The organism is Kribbella sp. NPDC003505, from assembly GCF_040610875.1.
GTDB lineage: Bacteria > Actinomycetota > Actinomycetes > Propionibacteriales > Kribbellaceae > Kribbella.
The window spans coordinates 125,409-146,363 of record NZ_JBEXNA010000001.1; the positions used below are offsets into that span (position 1 = coordinate 125,409).

A 20,955-nucleotide genomic window follows, 5' to 3' on the forward strand; every position below is an offset into this window, starting at 1 on the left:
GGGCCTGTGAGCGCACAGCAGCTGGACGTTAAGAAATCGTGGCGGGCCATCAGGCGCAATCGCCTGCTGGTGGCTGCCGCGGCCGCGGTCGGCCTGCTGGGCGGGATCGGTTACGCCTTCCTGCAGCCGCCGATGTACAACGCCTCGGCACTGATCGTGCTGCCGCCGCCGCCGGCGTCCGCCGCCGGCTCGACCACGGGCTCGCAGAGCATCGAGACGCAGGTCTACATCGCCGAGAGCGGACCAGTACTGCTGAGCGCCGGCCAGAACGTCACGCCGACGCTGTCGACCGAGGCCACCCGGGCCCGCGTCAAGGCGACCGCCGTCACCGAGGACGTCATCCGGATCGACGCGAAGGGCCCGTCGGCCAAGCAGGCGACCGGGCTGGCCAACGCGGTCGCACAGGTCTACCTGGTGTTCATCACGACCGACCAGAAGCTGCCCGGCGACCTCGGTAAGCGCACCGGTGCGCGGATCCTGGAAGAGGCCGTCAACGCGCACGGCGGCAGCATGATCGTCCACACCGGTATCTACGGCGGTCTGGGCGCACTGCTCGGTGCGATCGCCGGAGCCGTGATCGTGCTGGCCCGGGAGCGTGGCGACCGCCGGCTCCGGCTGCGCGACGAGATCTCCGACGCCGTCGGGCTTCCGGTGCTCGCCTCCGTGTCGTCGTACCGGGCGACCGATCCGTCCGACTGGGCGAACCTGCTCGAGCACTACACGCCGACCGCGGTCGACGCGTGGGCACTGCGCAAGGTGCTGCACAACCTCGCACTCGACGTGAAGGGCGGGCAGCAGGTCTCGCTGACCGTGATCTCGTTCGCGGACGACGACAAGGCCCGCCCGCTCGGTCCGCAGCTGGCCGCGTTCGCCGGCACCGTCGGGATCTCCAGCTCGCTGGTGATCGACCAGCACCACGACAAGCCGTCCGGCGAGGTCGCGCTGGAGATCCACCTGGTCCTGGTCGACCGCGAAGCGCCGCACCTGGACGGCACCGAGCGGACCACCCGCACGATCATCGCGCTCTCGGCGGGCACCGTGACCGCCGAGGAACTGGCCCGGCTGGCCGTCGCCACGGTCGCCGACGACCGCGCCATCGACGGCCTCGTGGTCACCGATCCCGATCCGTTCGACCGCACCATCGGCCGGGTCGCGCAGGCGCAACGCCGCACCGGTTCGCGGCTACCCACGCTTCTCACCGGCACGGCAAGGCGGACCCGATGACGAACCAGCAGTTCTCCGCGTCGCAGAACGGCATCAGCACCGGCTGGATGGACGACAACGACGGGCTGTTCGCCGACGACCGCTCGGCGGCGTACCCGCCGGACAGCCTGGTGACGTTGCGGTTCCTGCGCGACGCCGTGGTCCGGCATGCCCGGATCTGGCTGGCGCTGGCGATCCTCGGCTTCGCCGGCGGCCTGGCGACGTACTTCGCCTTCCCGGCCCCGCACCAGGCGGCGGCCCGGATGCTGATCACCACCCGCGAGGGCGACGACCCGGTCAAGGCGATGGCGACCGAGATCAGCCTGGCCACCAGCCGCACCGTGGCCGAGCGGGTGATCGCGCTGCTGCAGCTGCCCCAGAAGCCGGACGACCTGCTCGCCGAGTACTCCGCGACCAAGCTCACCGACCGGGTGCTGGAGATCAAGGCGTCGGCGACGACCGACGAGCAGGCGACCAAGCTGGCCACGACGGTCGGCCAGACCTACCTGATCTTCCGCCGCGAGCAGCTCGGTCTGGACGAGGCCCCGCTGAAGAAGGACCTGACCGCGGCGTCGAACGAGGTGGCGCTGGCCCGGCAGGCAGTGGTTGCCGCGGGCGACAACCCGAACGATCCGGACAACCCGAACAGCCCGGAGATGGCCAAGCTGAACGCCGCCGCGGACAAGTACCGCTTCGTCCAGCAGCAACTGCTGGACCAGAGCGTCCGGGCGTCGAAGATGAACGCCAGCCGGATGCTCGACGAGCCCTCGCCGGTGATCGTGTCGGCGAAGCGGGCCCTGGCGCTCAAGGCCGGGACCGGCCTGATCGCGGGCCTGTTCGTCGGGCTCGGCTTCGTCATCATCCGGGCGCTGATCTCGGACCGGTTGTGGAAGCGGCAGGACATCTCGAACGCGCTCGGCGCCCGCGTGCGGCTCAGCACGGGCCGTCCGCCGCGCTCGTGGCTGCCGTTCCGCCGCCTGCTGCGGTCGTCGCAGTCGCGGCATCCGGAGATCCGGCTGCTGTCGCAGCACCTCGGCCAGCGCATCATCTGGTCGAAGCGGCCGACCCCCGCGCTCGCAGTGGTCAGTGTCGACGACGTACCCGCCTGTGCGCTGGCCGTCGCGTCGCTGGCGGTCGCGCTCGCCGACGAGGGCAAGCACGTGCTGGTCGCCGACCTGACCGGCACCGGTGCGCTCGCCCGCAAGCTCGGGGTGAACGAGGTCGGGACCCGGGAGTCGCGGTTCAGCGACGCCGGCCGGCGGATCGACGTCTACCTGCCGGACCCGGACGGTCTGCCGGCCGACGGCTGCTACCTGCGGCTCGGCGAGAACAACCGGCCGAGCGGTTCGGGTGACGTCCAGCTCGACGCGGCCTGGGACGTCGCCGACCTGGTCCTGACCCTGGCCGTTCTGTCTCCGGCGATCGGCGCCGATCACCTCGCCGGCTGGGCCTCCCGGGCCGCGGTCGTGGTGACCGCCGGGCGGTCCAGTGCGGCCAAGGTCCGCGCGACCGGCGAGATGGTGCGGCTGGCCGGGCTGGAGATCGACACCGCGGTCGTGCTGCACGCCGACCGCACCGACGAGGGCGTCGGCGTCACGGACGCGGAGGCGTCCACCACGACCGTCGACCTCGAGATGTTCGCGCGATGACCGCCGTCGCCACCGTCCGGAGCCGGCTGGGGCCCAAACCGGGCTTCCGGACGGTAGCGCCGGAACGCCGCCGGCGGCGCCGGGTCCAGCTGGTCTGGGCAATGCTCGTGCTGAACGTGCTGACGTTCTTCCCGGACTCGCGGCTGATCCTGCCGATCCCCGGCCCGATCGGGAAGCTGATCGCCCAGGGCTCGCTGCTCCTCGGCGCGCTGCTGATCCTCACCGTCAACCGGCCGGCCCGGGTCCGGCCCAGCGTCTACATCTTCCTCGCCACGCTCCTGGTCAGCGAGGCGGTCATCTCCAGCCTCCGCGCCGAGTTCCTGCTCGGTGCGATGTACCGGTCCGCGCGGCTGTTCCTGTTCGTCGCGGTGCTGTGGCTCCTGTCGCCGTGGTGGACCCGCAAGGACCTGCTGCTGGTGCGGACGCATCTGATGGTTCTGTGGTGCATCGTCGGCTCCGTCGCGGTCGGTCTGCTGGTGGCACCCGGGACTGCTATGGCCGACGAGCGGCTGGCCGGCATCCTGTGGCCGATCCCGCCGACGCAAGCGGGTCACTACTCGGCCATGGCGATCGGACTGACCGCGGTCCTGTGGATGGCCGGACTGCTCAAACGCTATGTCGCCCTGGCCAGTGTGCTCGTCTGCGTGCCGATCCTGCTGCTGACCCACACGCGGACAGCCTTGGTCGCGTTGCTCGCGGGCGCGGTGGTCGCGGGGCTGAGCCTGTTCACGTACCGCTCCCGGGTCCGTAAGTCGTTCGCGATCGCGATCGGTGTCTTCTCCGTCGGTGCGCTGTCGCTGGGTTCGGTGGTCACCACGTGGCTGGCCCGTGGCCAGGACGCGGACCAGGTCGCCGCGCTGACCGGACGGCGCGCGGTGTGGGACTCCATCATCGCGCAGCCGCGGTCGACGTGGCAGACGCTGTTCGGCTTCGGCCTGTCCAACAAGTCGTTCAACGGCCTGCCTATCGACAGCAACTGGCTCGGCACCTACTACGACGTCGGCCTGCTCGGTATGGCGTTCTGTATCGCGATGGTGCTGTTCGTCTTCATCAGCGCGTGGTTCACGCCGCAGGGCCCACGACGGGCGCTCGCACTCTTCCTGGTCGCTTACTGCGTGGTCGCGTCGTTCACCGAGACCGGTCTGAGCGAGGCGTCGCCGTACCTGCTCGAGCTCACGCTGGCAGCGACCTTGGTGTACTCACGACCGCCGGAGCAGGAGGGTGTGCGATGAAGATCCTGCTGGTGCACAACAGGTACCGGTCAACCGCTCCGAGCGGCGAGAACCGCGTCGTCGACCAGGAGCAGGAAGCCCTCGCGGAGCTCGGTCACGACGTACGTGTCTTCGAGCGGCACAGCGACGAGATCGAGGACTGGCCGGCCTGGAAGAAGGCCACCCTGCCGGCCCGGGTGGTGTGGAACCCGGCCAGCAAACGCGACTTGGCCGAGACGCTGCGTGAGTTCCGGCCGGACGTCGTACACGTCCACAACACGTTTCCGGTGCTCAGCCCGTCGGTGCTGTACGCCTGCCGCGACGCCAAGGTGCCCGTGGTCATCACACTGCACAACTACAAGCTGCTGTGTGCGAGCGGCGACTTCTACCGCGACGGCGCGGTCTGCCACGACTGTGCCGGCGGCAGTCCGATCCCGGCCGTAAAGCACAGCTGCTACCGCGGCTCCAAGCTCGCCACCGCGACCACGGTCCTCAACACCAGGTCGCATCGACGCACGTGGCGCAACCTCGTATCGGCGTACCTGTTCGTGTCGGAGTCGCAGCGCAGACTGCTGGCCGGTATGGACTTCGACCCGGACCGCAGCTTCGTCCGCTACAACTACGTCCCGTACAACGGTCCGCTCGCGGCGACACCCCGGCGCCAGGTCACGTACGTCGGGCGGCTGGACGGGGCCAAGGGCGCGCCACTGCTCATGAAGGGCTGGGACGCGTACCGCGAGATCGCCGGTGACGACGCGCTGCGGCTGGTGATCGCCGGCGGCGGCCCGATGCTCGACGAGGTCACCGCGTGGGCGGCCGAGCGGCCCTCGGTCGAACTGCGCGGACTGATGACCAAGCCCGAGGTCTTCGCGCTGATCCGCGAATCCCGCGCGGTCGTGCTGCCGTCGGAGTGGGAAGAGACGTTCGGGCTCGTGGTCGTGGAGGCGATGGCGGTCGGCGTACCGCTGCTCGCCGCCTCTCATGGCTCGTTCCCGGAGCTGGTCACCGACGGGACCGACGGCGCGTTGTTCGACCCGGGGCGTCCGGACGAGCTCGCGAAGCTGCTCCTCGACGTCGACACCGCCCCCGACAGGTACGTCGAGCTCGGCCGGGCGGCGCGCACGACGTACGAGACCGAGCACGACCCGCACCGCAACCTCGCGCAACTCCTCGACGTGTACCGGTTCGCCGTGGCGAACCCCGTGCACGCCGACCAGCACGGTAAGTAGAAGGATCGCTCATGGCCAAGCGCCGCAACCTCCTCGCCGGCGGTGCCGCACTGTTCATCGGTGTGCTGTCCGTGGCCGCACTCGTCGCCGACGGCTCCCCCTCGCGGAACCCTGACGAACCCCGCTCCGCCTCCACCCCCGCCGTCGCACCCGCCACCGCGCCCACCGCGCCTCCGGCCAGGATCTGCGGCAACGCCAAGGCCCTGGCCGGCCCGGCCGCCCCGCCCGCCGGCGCCGTCGTGGTGAGCACCAAACAGAACCTGCAGACCCTCACCGCCGCGCACCCGGCCGGTACGACGTTCTGGCTCGCGCCGGGGCGGCACCGATTGAGCAACGGCGCCTTCGTCCAGGTGATCCCGAAGGACGGCAACCGCTACATCGGCGCGCCCGGCGCGATCCTGGACGGGGCGAACCGCAACAAGTACGCGTTCACCGGCTCCGCCGAGCGGGTCGTGATCAGCAACCTGACCATCCAGAACTTCGGGTCCGCGCGCGGCAACAACGACGAGGGTGTCGTCAACCACGACTCCGGTTCCGGCTGGGTGATCCAGGCGAACACGATCCAGAAGAACGCCGGCGCCGGCCTGATGATCGGCAGCAAGAACGTCGTCCGCGGCAACTGCCTGCGGAACAACGGCCAGTACGGCTTCAACGCCTACCACCCGCAGCGGGTGGCCGGCATCGTCATCGAGCGCAACGAGATCACCGCCAACAACACCGACAACTGGGAGACCCTGCGGCCCGGCTGCGGCTGCACCGGCGGCGGCAAGTTCTGGTCGGTGGCGGGCGCGATCGTGCGCGGCAACTGGCTGCACGACAACAACGGGCCCGGGATGTGGGCCGACACCAACAACTCCGCGTTCGCGGTCGAGGGCAACTACATCGCCGACAACGTCGCCGAGGGCATGATCTTCGAGACCAGCTACAACGCCGCGATCCGGGGCAACACGTTCCTGCGCAACGGTCTCGGCAAGGGACCGGACAACGACGGCTTCCCGGCGCCGGCGCTGTACCTGTCCGAGTCCGGCGCCGACAAGCGGGTGCCGGGGATGTTCAACCAGACCTTCGAGGTGAGCGGCAACGTGTTCACCGACAACTGGGCCGGCGTGATCCTGTGGGAGAACGCCGACCGGTTCGCCGGGTCCGCCGCCAACACCAGCACCGGCTCCGGCACGTTGGTGAACCCCACCGTGGTCACCAACGAAACCTGCAACGCCGCGAACATCAAGAACCAGCCGTACCTCGGCGACTGCCGCTGGAAGACCCAGAACGTCCGCGTCCACGACAACGTGTTCACCCTGAACCCGGACAAGCTCGGCGACAGCTGCGCGTCCCGCAGCGGCTGCGGTTACAACGGCATCTTCGCTAACTGGGGCACGTTCCCGGACTGGTCGCCGTACAAGGCCCGGGTCGTCGAGGACGCGATCACCTTCCACCAGGGCAACCGGTTCTTCTCCAACACCTACAGCGGGCCGTGGAAGTTCATGGTCCACGAGCAGGGCAACTCGGTGAACTGGGCGGCCTGGCAGGGCGCGCCGTACGGACAGGACCGGGACAGCGTGATCAAGGTGACCGGGGAGCGCTGAGGGCGATGATCGGGCCTCCGGAGCGAGTCGCCGGCGAGCAGATCGCGCTGCTCCGGTCGGTCGGGTACGCCGCGTTCGGACGGCACGAGCGGGATCTCGACGTGCTCGACCTGGTCTTCGACAGTCTCGTGGACACGCCCGGCGAGGTCGGCGTCCGGCGGCTGCGTTTCGCCGGGCACGGCGTGACGCTGGACGTCGAACGGGCCGCCGAGACCGTGGAGCTGCGGGTCTTGCCGGCCGGTCCGGTCGTGGTCGAGGCCCGCGGCGGCGACGGCCCGGGGGACGCCCGGCTGGTGAGCTTCCTGCTGCGCTGGCCGGGCGGCAACCAAAGACCGGTCCGGACCGCGTGGATCATGCTGTGAGACGGCATGATCCCGGTCGGTCCGGACCGGTCCGGTGCTGCTTCAGGAGGCAAGCAGCAGTCTGAGCTTCTCCAGGCACCGGCCCCGGATCGGGCCGATGCTGCCGATCGGGATGCCGATCGTCGCGGAGATCTCGGCGTAGGGCGCCGGCGGGTCGGCCATCAGCATGCCGAGCAGCTGCTGCCAGCGGTCCGGCAGGCTCTCGAGCGCTCGGCGGACGTCGTCGGCGCGCTCGCCGGCGAGCAGCTCGGCGTCCGGTTCGGGCTGGTCGCCGGCCACGTCGTCGAACGCGGTCGCCTCGTAGGTCAGCAGCACCCGCTTGCGGAACGCCAGCACCCGCAGGCATTCGCGGCGCGTGGTGACGACCAGCCAGGCGCCGACCCGCTCGGGGTCGACCCGGTTGATGTGTTCGAGCAACCGCAGCCACACCATCTGCGAGACGTCAGCGGCGTCGCTGTCGCTCAACCGGAAGCTGCGGGTCACGGCCCAGACGAGCCGCGCATAGTGATCGACCAGTTGACTCCACGCGCCCTGGTCCCCCTCGGCGGCCCTGATCACCAGGGTCGCGGCGTCGGACCGGGCGACGGCCGACCTTTCCAGTACTACAGTCACGGATTCCCCCCTCGGGAACAAAACACCGCTCGGCACCGGTCGGTGCTCAGTAGGCGCCGTCGCTCCCCAGCACGGCGCGAGCGGTTTTCCACAGGATCAGCAGGTCGAGTGCGATCGACCAGTTGTCGGCGTACCGCAGGTCGAGCCGCATCGACTCCTCCCACGTCAGGTCACTGCGTCCGCTCACCTGCCACAGGCCGGTCAGGCCCGGCTTGACGAGCATCCGCCGCGCGTCGTCGATCGCGTACTGCGCGACCTCGGCGGGCAGCGGCGGGCGCGGCCCGACCAGTGACATGTCCCCCCGGAGCACGTTCACCAGCTGCGGCAGTTCGTCGATCGAGAACCGTCGCAGGTACCGGCCGATCCTGGTCACCCGCGGGTCGTCGCGGAGCTTGAACAGGACCCCGTTGCCTTGGTTCAGCGCGTGCAGTTCGGCCTTGCGTTCCTCGGCGTCGATCACCATCGTGCGGAACTTCAGCATCTGGAACTGCTCGCCGCCGCGGCCCACCCGGGTCTGCCGGAACAGCACCGGACCGCGGCTGGTGAGCTTCACCAGCACCGCGGTCACCAGCAGGATCGGAGCGACCGCGAGCAGCAGGAAGCAGCCGACCACCCGGTCGAAGACGTTCTTCAGGACATGCGGCCCGCCGCTCACCGACGGCCGCTCCAGGTGCAGCAGCGACAACCCCGCGACCGGCCGGATCGAGATCCGCGGACCGGCCACCTCGACGATGCCCGGCGAGACGATCAGCTCCACGCCGCGCTGTTCGAGCGCCCAGGACAGCTTGCGCAGCGAGTGCCCGGACAGCTCCGGGTCGGCCGCCACGGCGACCACCTCGACGTCCCACTCGTCGACCGCCTTGAGGATGTCCATCTCGCCGCGGCCGAGGCGCTCCGGCTCGGGCTCCTCGAAGGCGTCGCCGCGGGGCAGGCAACTCGCCACCACGACGTACCCGTCGGTCTTGCGCTCCTCCAGGTGCCGGCGCAGCGTCGTCACCTGGTCGTTGCGTCCGACAACGAGCACCTTGCGCATGCACCGGCCGGCGAACCGCCGCTTGGAGATCTGCCGGTGCAGTACCCAGCGGGCGAACATCGCCGCGAAACAGGTCATCGGCACCGCCAGCACGACGAAGCCGCGCGCGACCTGACTCTTCGTCGCGTACGACGTGACCGCGACCACCGCGGTGAGCGCGACGGCGGCCCGGATGACCGAACGGAACTCCTCCGGCCCGGTGCCGAAGTAGCGGGTCTCATAACCCCGCTCCAGGGCCACACAGACCAGCCAGGCGATCGGCAGCGCGGCGCCGAGCAGCACATAGCCGAGGTTGATCTGGGCCCCGAACCGGACCACCAGGGCCAGCGAGACACCGAACAGCGCGGCCCCCAGGTCGCCGGTGAGCGCCGCCCACCGGTACTTCGCGACCCAGCGCGCCTCGGTGAACCGTGCCGCGCGCGGCACGACCGCCGGAACCTCGTCCGGTACCACCCAGACCGGCCGGCGACGTTCCCCCGACGGCGCCGGCCGAAGGTCAGCCGGTTCGGCCAACCCCTCGGACATGACAAAGTCAGTCACGCACAGTCACCCCCCACAGGTGAAACCGAAACCCGTGACCAACCCACACCCCGTCACGGACCTCGTCCAGACGCCGCCCCCACAACGGCGTGCACCAGAGAGTACTACGTGGAAGCGAACATAAAAAGCACCAACAGCAGAGACCCCCGGGTTCCCAATTTCCGGGTTCCCAGGGGTCTCAAATGACTACTTGATGTGATCAATCGCCGGGTCGGGGCACTGATCAGGGGGTGCTACGTCAGCCGGCGATCAGACCGTCGCCGCTGATCAGCTCACGCATCTCGGCCAGCGAGCTGTCCGACGGGGGCAGGATGGCGTCGGAGTCGTGCAGCTCGTCGTCCGGCACCTTCTCACCGGAGCGGACGAAGTCCAGCAGCGCCGCGAACGCGGCCTGGTACGTCGTCTCGTCGCCGGACGACACGGCCTTCTCCAGGTCGCCGTCGACCGCGTTGAGCGCATCGAGCTTCTCGTCGGCCAGTCGCCACTGGCCTTCACCCATGATCCGAACGATCACCGAACATCTCCGTCCTGAGGTCGCGCCGGCTCGGCTGCCGGCTGCTGGGCGGTCTGGGGGGCGGACTGCTGCGCCTCACCGGAGAGCTCCTTGGGCGTGCTGCTGCCGCCGGACAGCTGGGCCTTCATGGCGGCCAGCTCGTTCTCGACGTCGGAGCCGGACGACATCCGCTCGAGCTCGAGCGTGATGTTGTCCTTGTTGGTCCCGGTGGCGTCGTCGAGCGCGCCGGAGGCGAGCAGCTCGTCGATCGCACCGGCCCGGGCCTGCATCTGCTGCGTCCGGTCCTCGGCGCGCTGTACCGCGAGGCCGACGTCGCTCATCTCCTCGGAGATGCCGGAGAAGGCCTCGTTGATCCGGGTCTGCGCCTCGGCCGCGGTGTAGGTGGCCTTGATGGTCTCCTTGCGGGTCCGGAAGGACTCGACCTTGGCCTGCAGCCGCTGGGAGGCGAGCGTCAGCTTCTCCTCCTCGCCCTGCAGCTGCGCGTGCTGCGTCTGCAGGTCGTCGATCTGCCCCTGCAGCCCGGACTTGCGGGTCAGGGCCTCGCGGGCCAGGTCCTCGCGGCCCATCGAGAGCGCCTTCTGCGCCTGCTCCTGCAGCTTGGCCGACTGGGACTGCAGCTGTGACGCCTGCAGCTCCACCCGCTTGCGGCTGGTGGCCACGTCGGCCACGCCACGCCGCACCTTCTGCAGCAGCTCGAGCTGCTTCTGATACGAGTAGTCAAGGGTTTCGCGAGGATCCTCGGCCTTGTCCAGGGCGGAGTTCGCCTTGGCCTTGAAGATCGTCGACATCCGCTTGAAGATGCTCATCGATATCCGTACCCCTTCTGTGCCGGACTGACGACCCGGCGTGCGTGCCTTCCACCCTATGTCCCACCGGGTCACGACACCATCAGGACGGGCCCGGATAAAGTAGTGGGAAGGTCCGGGGACCACCCCGAGTCGCGACCTTGCCCTGCGAATGAGGTTCTGACCCCGTGTTCCGTCGTACCAAGTCTGAGACAGCTACCACCGTACCCGCCGAGCCCCAGGGCAAGCCGGGCGGCAAGGGCCGTCCGACGCCGAGCCGCAAGGAGGCGGAGGCGGCCCGCAAGGCAGCCTTCAAGAAGCCGCGCAACCGCAAGGAGGCCTCGGCGATCCGGCGGGACAAGGTGCGGACCGAGCGCGCCAAGATGCAGGCGGCGATGCAGACCGGCGACGACCGGTACCTGCCGGCCGCCGACAAGGGCCCGGTCCGGCGGTTCGCCCGGGACTACGTCGACGCCCGCTACTCGGTGATGGAGTTCGCGCTGCCGGTGCTGCTGGTGGTGTCGCTGATCGGCGTGGTGTTCTCGCCGCAGTTCCCGTGGCTGGCCGGGATGGTGAACCTGCTGTTCCTGTTCATGATCCTGCTGATCGCGGCGGACTGGTTCCTGCTCACGTCGGGCCTGAAGAAGCAGGTGGGGATCAAGTTCCCGAAGGAGTCCACCAAGGGCCTCGGGTTCTACGCCGTCCGGCGAACCATGCAGATGCGCCGCTGGCGGCTGCCCAAGCCGATGGTGAAGCGCGGCGAGAAGCCGTCCTGAGCCCTGGCCCGTCCTTGGATCTTGCCCCGTCCTGAGATCCTGCACAGTAGGGTTCCTGGTATGGACTTCCGCTATCTGGGCAACAGTGGTCTCAAGGTCAGCGAGATCTCGTACGGCAACTGGCTGACGCACGGCTCACAGGTGGAGAACGAGCAGGCGAAGGCCTGCGTGCGGGCCGCCCTGGACGCCGGCATCACGACGTTCGACACCGCCGACACCTACGCCAACACCAAGGCCGAGTCGGTGCTCGGCGAGGCGCTGGCCGGCGAGCGCCGCGAGTCGCTGGAGATCTTCACCAAGGTGTACTGGCCGACCGGTCCCGGCGGACCGAACGACACCGGCCTGTCCCGCAAGCACATCCACGAGTCGATCAACGGCTCGCTGCGGCGGCTCGGCACCGACTACGTCGACCTCTACCAGGCGCACCGGTTCGACACCGAGACGCCGCTCGAGGAGACGATGGAGGCGTTCGCCGACGTCGTTCGGCAGGGCAAGGCGCTCTACATCGGCGTGTCGGAGTGGACCGCGGAGCAGCTCCAGGAGGGCCACCGGCTGGCCCGCGAGCTGCGGATCCCGTTCGTCTCGAACCAGCCGCAGTACAGCATGCTCTGGCGGGTGATCGAGGCCGAGGTGGTGCCGGCGTCGGAGGAGCTCGGCATCGGCCAGGTGGTCTTCTCGCCGATCGCGCAGGGCGTGCTCACCGGCAAGTACCTGCCCGGCCAGCAGCCGCCGGAGGGGTCCCGGGCGACCGACGCCAACGGCTCGAACTTCATCAAGCGGTTCCTCACCGACGACGTCCTGACCCGGGTCCAGGAGCTGAAGCCGCTCGCCGAGCAGGCGGGGCTGTCGCTGTCCCAGCTCGCGATCGCGTGGGTGCTGCAGAACAGCAACGTCTCCTCGGCCATCATCGGCGCGTCCCGGCCGGAGCAGGTCACCGAGAACGTCAAGGCCGCCGGCGTCACGCTGGACGAGGGCCTGCTGAAGGGTATCGACGAGGTGCTCGGCCACATCGTCGAGAAGGACCCGGCGAAGACCGCGCAGAACGCCCCGCAGAAGCGGCCGAACTCGTGAGCTGGAGCTGGCGGTTCGAGACCGCGAGCGGCGCGCTGGTCGACCCGGGCGAGGTCGGCGGCGCGGAGTTCTCCGCCCAGGGCGACGCCGAGAGCTGGCTGGGTGAGGTCTGGCGCGACCTGGCGGACCGCGGCGTCGGCCAGGTGTACCTGCTGGAGGACGGCCGTGAGGTCTACGGGCCGATGAGCCTGTCCTCGGCCGAATGACCGCAGAGTAGGATTCGGTCGAACCACACGCCTGCGTCACAGGGAAGCCGGTCCGAGTCCGGCGCTGACCCGCAACCGTAGGCCACCGCATCGCATCGGCGATGGGGCGGCGAGCCGGAACACTGTGACGCAGGCGGTCAGGCTCGACTACCCGCCGTGGTCCGCGGGTGGAGCCCCTACCCTGCCGGTGCAGGCGGGACCTCCTCCACCGGGCTGCGGCCCGACCGAGGAACGACAATGACTGCACATCGGACCGTACGACTGGTCCTCAGCCTGCTGGCGGGTTTCCTGCTGGCGGGGACCGTCGCGACCGTCACGGCTACCACCGCCCAGGCCGAGGACGGCTACCGGTTCTGGGGCTACTACCAGTGGACGAACGGCCAGTGGGCCTTCTCCCAGAAGGGCGCCGACGCCTACGTCCCCGCCGACGGGGCCGTCGAAGGCTGGCGGTTCGCGCTCGGCGGCGCCAAGCCCCGGGTGCCGCGCGCCGCCGGCGACTTCGAGGCGATCTGCGGGAAGACCCCGGCCGAGACCGGCAAGAAGCGCGTCGCGGTGGTCGTCGACCCCGGGACGCCGGAGGACGCAGCCGCCGGGGAGACGCCCGGGCAGGCCACCGGCACCTGCGTGGTGACCGACCCGGCGTCGAACGGCGCGAAGATCCTCGCGGCGGTCGGCCCTGTCCGGATCGAGAAGGGTTTGACCTGCGGCGTCGCCGGCTACCCGGCCAAGGGCTGCGGCGACCAGGTGAAGAACATCAACGTCCCGGCCACCGACGCCCCGGTCACGCTGCAGATCGGTGCAAGCGTGGGGTCCTCGGCCAAGCCGTCTTCGGCCGCCTCGTCCGAAGAAGACAGCGGCACGCCGTGGACCGGCATCGTCATCGCGATCGTCGTGGTCGCGCTGCTGGCCGGTGGCGGGCTCGTTCTCAACCGCCGTCGTTCCGCGGCCAAGTAGAGTGCGCGCCGTCCATCACCTGACACTCCCCCGGGCACTGCACCCGGGGGCCTGGTGGTTGTGGGCGCTGTGCATGGCTGTTGCGGCCAGCAGGACCCGCAACCCGGTTCTGCTGGCCCTGATTCTCGCCGTGACCGGATTCGTGGTGGCGGCCCGCCGGAGCGACGCACCGTGGGCGCACAGCTTCACCGCGTTCCTGAAGCTGGGGCTGCTGGTCATCGGCGTTCGCGTGGTGCTGCAGGCGCTGCTGTCGACTCGCTCGCAGGGCAACACGGTGCTGTTCACCCTGCCGCTGATCCCGTTGCCCGACTGGGCCGCGGGCGTCAAGCTCGGCGGTGAGGTCACGGCGGAGGCACTGGTGACAGCTCTGTACGACGGTGCGCAACTGGCCGTCATGCTGTGCTGCGTCGGCGCCGCGAACGCTCTGGCCAGTCCGCGGCGGCTGCTGAAGTCGTTGCCGGGGGCCCTCTACGAGATGGGCGTCGCCTGTGTCGTAGCACTCACCTTCGCGCCGCAACTTGTGACCGACGGCCGCCGTGTCCGCGCAGCACGCCGGCTGCGCGGCCGCACGCGCGCCTCCTTCCGTACGACGGCCATGCCGGTCCTGGAGGGTGCGTTGGACCGATCGGTCGAGCTGGCAGCCGCAATGGACTCACGCGGCTACGGTCGTACGGCGCAAGCTTCGAAGGTCCACCGTCGACTGACAGCGCTGTGCGTCTTGCTGGGGCTGCTCGGGATCCTGCTCGGTGTGTATGCGTTGCTGACCGACTCCATGGCGTTCCCGTTCGCGGCGGGCGCACTGGCGGTCGGTGTGCTCCTGGCGGTCGCCGCCATGGCGATCGGGCGGCAGCGGGTCTCCCGAACGCGGTACCGCCCTGATCCCTGGGCCCTGCCCGAGTGGCTCGTCGTCACGGCCGGTGCGGCAGCGGCAGGAGCCATGGTGCTCGCAGCGGTCCGCGGCGTGAACGGTCTGTTGCTGGCCGGCCCGTTGGTCGTCCCACCGGTACCGGTACTGCCGGTCGTCGGCGTACTGGTCGGACTGGTCCCCGCCCTGGCTGCACCACCCCTGAAGAAGGCGGCTGCATGATCGAGTTCGACCACGTGACCATGACGTACGACGGTGCGCGGGAACCGGCCCTGCGCGACGTCAGCTTCACCGTGCCCGAGGGCGAGCTCGCGCTGGTCATCGGGCGGACCGGCTCCGGCAAGTCCACGCTGCTCCGGGCGATCAACGGCCTGGTGCCGCACTTCACCGGCGGAACGCTGGCCGGGCGGGTGCTCGTCGACGGGCGGGACACCCGCGAGTACCGGCCGCGCGATCTCGCGGACGTGGTCGGGATGGTCGGGCAGGACCCGATGGCGGGCTTCGTCACCGACACGGTCGAGGACGAGCTCGCGTACAGCATGGAGTCGCTCGGCGTGGCGCCGGACGTGATGCGGCGGCGCGTCGAGGAGACGCTCGATCTACTCGGGCTGGCCGACGTACGGGACCGGGCGCTGACGTCTCTCTCGGGTGGCCAGCGACAGCGGACCGCTATCGGAGCAGCGCTGACCTCACACCCCGCCGTACTGGTGCTGGACGAGCCCACGTCCGCGCTGGACCCGCAGGCAGCCGAGGAGGTGCTGGCCGCACTGCAGCGGCTGGTGCACGACCTGGGCGTCACGGTGGTGATGGCCGAGCACCGGTTGGAGCGCGTGATCCAGTACGCCGACCGCGTGATCGAGGTACCTGGTGGCGCGGCGGCTGTGTCGACAGGGCTCCCGGCCGAGCGCATGGTGACCGCACCCGTCGCACCGCCGGTTGTCGAGCTGGGACGGCTGGCCGGATGGTCACCACTCCCCCTGTCGGTACGGGACGCGCGGCGCGCCGCCGTCGTACTGCGAAGCGAACTGGGCTCCACCGCACCGGCGCGTCCCGCAGCCGCACTCGGTGCGGAGCTGGCGCGCTGCACCAACCTTGTCGTCGGGTACGGCGCCGTGACCGCGCTGCGTGGCGTGTCGCTGAGCATCAAGGCCGGTGAGATCGTCGCGCTGATGGGCCGCAACGGCGCAGGCAAGTCGACCCTGCTCAACGCACTGGTCGGCATCCTGCCGGCTCGGTCAGGTACGGCGACAGCATCCGGAGCAGACCCGCGACGTACCAAGCCGAGCGACCTGGTCAAGGCGGTCGGACTGGTCCCGCAGGAGCCGGCAGATCTGCTGTACGCCGCTACTGTCGCGGACGAGTGCGCCACCGCGGACTCCGACTTCAGTGTGCCCGCAGGTAGTTGTCGCGCGCTCCTGGAACGACTGGCGCCGGACGTGCCGCTGGAAGCCCACCCACGCGACTTGTCCGAGGGACAGCGGCTGTGTCTGGCGCTGGCCGTCGTACTGTGCGGGGCGCCGCCCTTGCTGCTGCTGGACGAGCCGACGCGCGGGCTCGACTACGGCGCCAAACGCCGACTGGTCGCGATCTTGCGGGAGCTGTCAGCTGCTGGACACGCGGTGGTGCTGTCGACGCACGACGTGGAAATGGTGGCCGAGGTCGCGACGCGGGTCATGGTGCTCGCCGACGGCGAACTGGTCAGCGACGGCCGCACCGCCGAGGTGATCGCCGGGTCACCGGCGTTCGCTCCGCAGGTCGCGAAGATCCTGGCGCCGCTGCCGTTCCTGACGGTCGGCGAGGTCGCCGACGCGCTGGACCGCGCATCGTGAAGCTGATCCTGCTCAGGCCGCGGAGCACGGTCATGTTGCTGATCGCGTCGGCGGTCGGCGTGCTGGCGTTCGCGTGGCCGTTGTTCTTCCGGACCTCACAGGCGGGCGAGTCGGCGATCGGCCACACAACAGACGCACCCTGGCTGTTCGTGTTGCTGCTGCCGTTGCTGGTCGCCGTCGTGCTCGCCGAGCTGTCCGAGGCGGGCATCGACGCGAAGGTGATCTCACTGCTCGGCATGCTCGCCGCGATCGGCGCGGCGCTGCGGGCGCTGGGACCGGGGACCGCGGGGCTGGAGCCCGGGTTCTTCCTGCTGGTGCTGGCGGGCCGGGCCTTCGGGGCCGGGTTCGGGTTCGTGCTCGGGGCGGTGTCGCTGCTCGGCGGGGCGATGATCAGCGGCGGGGTCGGGCCGTGGATGCCGTTCCAGATGTTCGCGTGCGCCTGGGTCGGCTGCCTGGCCGGGCTGCTGCCGCGGGTCGGCGGGCGGCTCGAGGTGCTGCTGCTGGCGGCGTACTCGCTGGTCTCGGGCGTGCTGTACGGCGTCATCATGAACCTGTGGTTCTGGCCGTACGCGACGTTCGGCAGCGACTTCTCGTTCGTCCCCGGCGATCAGCTCGCGGCGAACCTGCACCGGTACTTCCTGTTCGTGGTGGCGACGTCGCTCGGATGGGACATCCCGCGCGGCATCCTGTCCGCGGCGCTGGTCCTGACACTCGGGCGGCCGATGCTGAACGCGTTCCGGCGTACCGCCCGCAAGGCGGCCTTCGAGGCGCCGGTGGTTTTCGAGTCCGGGAGGACGCATGGCTGACCGGATCCTCGTTCTCGGCGGCGCCCGCTCGGGCAAGTCGATCGCCGCGGAGCGGCTGCTGGCCGACGTACCGGACGTCGTGTACGTCGCCACCGGCGGAGACGACTCGGGGAGTTCCGAGTGGGCCGAGCGGGTCGCCAGGCACCGGGCCCGCCGGCCCGCGACGTGGGGCCTGGCCGAGACGATCGATCTGGTCCCGCTGCTCGAGTCGGCCGGGCCGCCGCTGCTGATCGACTGCCTGACGCTGTGGCTGTCGCGCACGATGGACAGGCTTGACGTGTGGTCCGACCTGTCGCGTGCGGGCGACGTCGAAACCCACATCGCCGTGCTCGCCGAGGCCTGGTCCGCCACCCCGCGCCACGTAGTTGCCGTCAGCAATGACGTGGGCTCCGGCATCGTCCCCGCGGACGCCGGCACGCGCCTGTTCCGCGACCTCATGGGCCGCCTCAACACCACGGTTTCGCTGGCCTCGGACCAGGTCCTCTGGACCATCGCCGGCCGAACCCTCCCGCTGACATGAGCTGGGCCGACGCGGCGCGGCTGTCGCTCGGCACGCTCAGCGTGCTGCCCGCCGGTCTGCCCTCGCGGGTGGATCGGACGGTGGGCGGGCGGGCGATGGCGCTCGCCCCGATGGTCGGGGCGCTGGTCGGTGGGATCGCAGCCGCGGTCGTGGTGCTGACGCAACTGGTCAATCCGGACGCGGACCTGCTCGCGGCCGTGCTCGGGGTCCTCGTCGTCGCAGGACTGTCGGGTGGCCTGCATCTCGACGGGCTCGCCGACTTCGCCGACGCGCTCGGCAGCCGACGGGATCGCGAGACGATGCTGCGGATCATGAAGCAGAGCGACATCGGCCCGTTCGGTGTGGTCGCCGTCGTCGCCGTCCTGCTGCTCGACGTCGCCGCGCTGACCGCCTGTGCGCAGGCCGGCTTCGGCTGGCAGGCGATCCTGATCGCGACCACCGCGAGCCGCCTCACGCTCCCTTGGGCCTGCCTGACATCCATCCCCGCGGCCCGCCGGGACGGACTGGGAAGCATGGTCGCCGCCACGGTCCGCCCGATCACAGCCGCGTTGGCCACAGCCGTCGTACTGGCCGCAGGCCTCGCCCTCAGCTGGCTCACGACCTCCGGTGCAGAGCGCTCGATCGGCGCCGCGGCCGCGGTCCTGCTCGCCGTCGCGACCAGCCTGCTCACGAGCCGTCGAGCCCGCCGGGCCCTCGGCGGAACCACCGGCGACGTCCTCGGCGCGACCGTCGAGCTGGCCCTCCCGGTGGCCCTGGTGACACTCGCCCTGACCGTGTGAGCGCTCCCCTCCCTCGCACGGCCGCCACGGTGGTCTACTGTCGCGCTCGTGAGTGCACCGCGATCCGTTATCTTTATGTAATGAACGCAACCCGCCCGGCCCCGGGCTCGCAGGCTTCGCTGCGCGAAGCCAACCGTGCGCGCGTTCTCGGCGTGGTCCGCCAGCACGGCCCGCTCACCCAGGTCGAGATCGCGGCCGTCTCCGGACTCTCCGCCGCCACCGTCTCGAACATGGTCCGCGAGCTGGACCAGGCCGGCATGGTCGGCCTGTCCCGCAGCATCCGCAACGGCCGCCGCGCGGTCCTGGTCTCACTGGCGTCCGGCGGCGGACTGCTGGCCGGGGTCGCGTTCGGCGAGCGTGACGTCCGCGTCGCGGTCGCGAACGGCTCCCGCGAGATCCTCGCCCAGCAACTGATGCCGCTGCAGGCCGACCACGTCGCCGACGAAGGGATGGAACGCGCCGCCCGCCTCCTCGCGGACCTGGCCGAAACCGTCAGCTCCGGCGTCGAGGACATCTCCGCGATCGGATTCGGGCTACCGATGCCCGTCGACGCGATCAGCGGCGAGGCGGGCTCGGACGCAGTACTTCCCGGCTGGCGCGGCGTCAACGTGACCGAGGCGATGTCCGGCTACCTGCGCGCGCCGGTCGCACTCGACAACACCGCGAACCTCGCCGCACTCGGCGAACTCCACGCCGGCGCGCTGCGCGGGGTCCGCAACGGCTGCTACCTGAAGTTCTCGTACGGCGTCGGCGCGGGCATCGTGATCAACGGCGACGTGTTCCGCGGCTCGGCCGGTACGGCGGGCGAGATCGGGCACGTCACGATCGACGAGAACGGGCCGATCTGCCGCTGCGGCAACCGCGGCTGCCTGGACACGTTCGTCGGCTCCCGGGCGCTGATCACCAGCCTGGCCGCGTCGCATGGACCGCTGCGGCTGAAGGACATCGTGACCCGGGCGCTCGGCGGCGACCTGGGCTGCCGCCGGGTGATCGAGGACGCCGGCCGGCGCGTCGGCGTCGCCGTCGCGGGCGTCGTGAACCTGCTGAACCCGGAGACGATCGTGGTCGGCGGCCTGATGGCCGAGGCCGGCGACCTGATCCTCGGCCCGCTCCGCGAGGCCCTGGACCGGTGCGCGATCCCGAGTGCCGCGGCGACCGTCGACCTGCGGCCCGCCGAGCTCGGCGACGAGGCCGACATCGTCGGCGCGATCCACCGCGCGTCGATGCTGAGTCTTCCCAATATCTCCATTTCTTGAATTCAAGTCTTGACGCCAAGACGCCGGAGAGCTTGACTTCGGGCAGGCCAATCAGGGCCTGTTCCGTCAAGGAGTCGCCATATGTCTCTCTCCGCAACACGTCTCGTCGGGCTCGGCATCGCCGTCTCGGCCCTCGCCGTCTCCCTGGTGGCCTGTGGCCAGGACGACGGAGGCGACGACAACGGCAGCGGCTCAGGCAGCGCGAAGAAGATCGCGCTGTTGCTGCCAGAGTCGAAGACCACCCGGTACGAAGCGCTCGACCGCCCGCTGTTCACCGAGGCGCTGAAGGCGGCCTGCGGGAACTGCGAGCTGCTCTACAGCAACGCCGACCAGGACGCCGCGAAGCAGCAACAGCAGGCCGAGGCCGCGCTCACCCAGGGCGCGAACGTGCTCGTCCTCGACCCGGTCGACGGCAAGGCCGCCGCCGCGGTGGTCAACTCCGCCAAGGGCCAGAACGTCCCGGTGGTCGCGTACGACCGGTTCATCGAGAACGCCAACTACTACGTGTCGTTCGAGAACGAGGCGGTCGGCAAGCTGCAGGCCCAGACCCTGGTCGACACCCTCAAGGCGGCCGGCAAGACCTCCGGCAACCTGGCCATGATCAACGGCTCGCCGACCGACCCGAACGCCGCCGACTTCAAGAAGGGCGCGCACAGCGTGCTCGACTCCAGCGGCTACAAGGTCGCCGCCGAGTTCGACACCCCGGACTGGAGCCCGGACAAGGCGCAGGCCTGGATGGAAGGCCAGCTCAGCGCGATCAAGAACGGCCTGGTCGGTGTGTACGCCGCCAACGACGGCACCGCGGGCGGCGCGATCGCAGCGCTCAAGGGCGGCGGCGTGACGCCGCTGCCGCCGGTCACCGGGCAGGACTCCGAACTGGCCGCGATCCAGCGGATCGTCGCCGGCGACCAGGCGATGACCATCTACAAGGCGGTCAAGCCGCAGGCCGAGGCCGCCGCCAAGGGCGCGGTGGCGCTGGCCGGAGGCGGCAAGCCGGAGTCCACCACCGAGAAGAACGGTGTGCCGTCGACGATCCTCGACCCGGTCGCGGTGACCAAGGACAACATCAAGGACACCGTGGTCAAGGACAACATCTACAAGATCACCGACATCTGCACCGCGTCCTTCGCGGCCGCATGCCTGAATGCTGGCCTTACCACAAACTGACC

General features: G+C 70.2%; 21 protein-coding genes and 1 riboswitch. Of the genes, 17 read left to right on the plus strand and 4 right to left on the minus strand.

The genetic code is table 11. The features are described from left to right. Positions 1-6: 6 nt before the first annotated feature. The 6 genes from ABZX12_RS00535 to ABZX12_RS00560 are packed head-to-tail and all read left to right on the plus strand — an operon-like array spanning position 7 to position 7,240. A complete protein-coding gene (locus tag ABZX12_RS00535; RefSeq protein ID WP_355688500.1) occupies positions 7-1,224 on the plus strand; it encodes a Wzz/FepE/Etk N-terminal domain-containing protein in 1,218 nt (405 codons plus the stop codon). Continuing rightward, positions 1,221-2,852: a hypothetical protein gene (locus tag ABZX12_RS00540; protein ID WP_355688501.1), complete on the plus strand. Its 1,632-nt coding sequence runs from the start codon at positions 1,221-1,223 to the stop codon at positions 2,850-2,852. The genes ABZX12_RS00535 and ABZX12_RS00540 overlap by 4 nt, the downstream gene beginning before the upstream one ends. Then, a complete protein-coding gene (locus tag ABZX12_RS00545; protein WP_355688503.1) occupies positions 2,849-4,084 on the plus strand; it encodes a hypothetical protein in 1,236 nt (411 codons plus the stop codon). The genes ABZX12_RS00540 and ABZX12_RS00545 overlap by 4 nt, the downstream gene beginning before the upstream one ends. After that, the gene (locus ABZX12_RS00550) at positions 4,081-5,292 is read left to right on the plus strand and encodes a glycosyltransferase (RefSeq protein ID WP_355688505.1); all 1,212 of its coding nucleotides are present in this window, start codon (positions 4,081-4,083) and stop codon (positions 5,290-5,292) included. The genes ABZX12_RS00545 and ABZX12_RS00550 overlap by 4 nt, the downstream gene beginning before the upstream one ends. A gap of 11 nt (positions 5,293-5,303) precedes the next feature. Next, entirely contained in the window at positions 5,304-6,878 is a 1,575-nt protein-coding gene (locus tag ABZX12_RS00555) for a right-handed parallel beta-helix repeat-containing protein (protein ID WP_355688506.1), read from the plus strand. Between the two features lie 5 nt (positions 6,879-6,883). Beyond that, a complete protein-coding gene (locus ABZX12_RS00560; protein WP_355688507.1) occupies positions 6,884-7,240 on the plus strand; it encodes a hypothetical protein in 357 nt (118 codons plus the stop codon). A gap of 42 nt (positions 7,241-7,282) precedes the next feature. Here ABZX12_RS00560 and ABZX12_RS00565 read toward each other — a convergent pair whose 3' ends face one another. The 4 genes from ABZX12_RS00565 to ABZX12_RS00580 form a co-directional block, all read right to left on the minus strand. Then, the gene (locus ABZX12_RS00565; RefSeq protein WP_355688509.1) at positions 7,283-7,852 is read right to left on the minus strand and encodes a sigma-70 family RNA polymerase sigma factor; all 570 of its coding nucleotides are present in this window, start codon (positions 7,850-7,852) and stop codon (positions 7,283-7,285) included. 46 nt (positions 7,853-7,898) lie between these two features. Beyond that, positions 7,899-9,425, minus strand: a complete 1,527-nt coding sequence (locus tag ABZX12_RS00570) for a sugar transferase (protein ID WP_355688510.1) — start codon at positions 9,423-9,425, stop codon at positions 7,899-7,901. Positions 9,426-9,663: 238 nt separating this feature from the next. Beyond that, entirely contained in the window at positions 9,664-9,939 is a 276-nt protein-coding gene (locus ABZX12_RS00575; RefSeq protein ID WP_355484288.1) for a hypothetical protein, read from the minus strand. Next, entirely contained in the window at positions 9,936-10,745 is an 810-nt protein-coding gene (locus ABZX12_RS00580; RefSeq protein WP_355688512.1) for a PspA/IM30 family protein, read from the minus strand. Before ABZX12_RS00580 ends, ABZX12_RS00575 begins: the two co-directional genes overlap by 4 nt. Positions 10,746-10,912: 167 nt before the next feature. On the opposite strand from ABZX12_RS00580, the gene ABZX12_RS00585 reads away from it, so the two are divergent. From ABZX12_RS00585 to ABZX12_RS00635, 11 genes are all read left to right on the plus strand, one after another. After that, positions 10,913-11,500 carry a DUF3043 domain-containing protein gene (locus ABZX12_RS00585; RefSeq protein WP_355688514.1) on the plus strand — a complete coding sequence of 196 codons (588 nt, stop codon included), beginning with the start codon at positions 10,913-10,915 and terminating at the stop codon, positions 11,498-11,500. A gap of 60 nt (positions 11,501-11,560) precedes the next feature. Further along, entirely contained in the window at positions 11,561-12,571 is a 1,011-nt protein-coding gene (locus ABZX12_RS00590; protein WP_355688516.1) for an aldo/keto reductase family protein, read from the plus strand. After that, a complete protein-coding gene (locus ABZX12_RS00595) occupies positions 12,568-12,777 on the plus strand; it encodes a hypothetical protein (protein WP_167214214.1) in 210 nt (69 codons plus the stop codon). Before ABZX12_RS00590 ends, ABZX12_RS00595 begins: the two co-directional genes overlap by 4 nt. Positions 12,778-12,819: 42 nt before the next feature. Next, positions 12,820-12,900, plus strand: a riboswitch (cobalamin riboswitch). A gap of 114 nt (positions 12,901-13,014) precedes the next feature. Then, a complete protein-coding gene (locus ABZX12_RS00600) occupies positions 13,015-13,731 on the plus strand; it encodes an SCO2322 family protein (protein WP_355688517.1) in 717 nt (238 codons plus the stop codon). A 1-nt stretch (position 13,732) separates the two neighbouring features. Continuing rightward, entirely contained in the window at positions 13,733-14,818 is a 1,086-nt protein-coding gene (locus tag ABZX12_RS00605) for an energy-coupling factor transporter transmembrane component T (protein WP_355688519.1), read from the plus strand. Beyond that, entirely contained in the window at positions 14,815-16,425 is a 1,611-nt protein-coding gene (locus ABZX12_RS00610) for an ATP-binding cassette domain-containing protein (protein WP_355688520.1), read from the plus strand. Before ABZX12_RS00605 ends, ABZX12_RS00610 begins: the two co-directional genes overlap by 4 nt. Then, positions 16,422-17,231 (plus strand): ECF transporter S component, encoded by an 810-nt coding sequence (locus ABZX12_RS00615; protein WP_355688522.1) that lies wholly within the window; start codon positions 16,422-16,424, stop codon positions 17,229-17,231. Before ABZX12_RS00610 ends, ABZX12_RS00615 begins: the two co-directional genes overlap by 4 nt. Next, a complete protein-coding gene (locus ABZX12_RS00620) occupies positions 17,224-17,751 on the plus strand; it encodes a bifunctional adenosylcobinamide kinase/adenosylcobinamide-phosphate guanylyltransferase (RefSeq protein WP_355688524.1) in 528 nt (175 codons plus the stop codon). The genes ABZX12_RS00615 and ABZX12_RS00620 overlap by 8 nt, the downstream gene beginning before the upstream one ends. Continuing rightward, positions 17,748-18,530: an adenosylcobinamide-GDP ribazoletransferase gene (cobS, locus tag ABZX12_RS00625; RefSeq protein WP_355688526.1), complete on the plus strand. Its 783-nt coding sequence runs from the start codon at positions 17,748-17,750 to the stop codon at positions 18,528-18,530. The genes ABZX12_RS00620 and cobS overlap by 4 nt, the downstream gene beginning before the upstream one ends. An 80-nt stretch (positions 18,531-18,610) precedes the next feature. Then, complete coding sequence (locus ABZX12_RS00630) at positions 18,611-19,786, plus strand: ROK family transcriptional regulator (protein WP_355688527.1); 1,176 nt, start codon at positions 18,611-18,613, stop codon at positions 19,784-19,786. Between the two features lie 81 nt (positions 19,787-19,867). Continuing rightward, complete coding sequence (locus ABZX12_RS00635; protein ID WP_355688529.1) at positions 19,868-20,953, plus strand: substrate-binding domain-containing protein; 1,086 nt, start codon at positions 19,868-19,870, stop codon at positions 20,951-20,953. Positions 20,954-20,955: the final 2 nt, after the last annotated feature.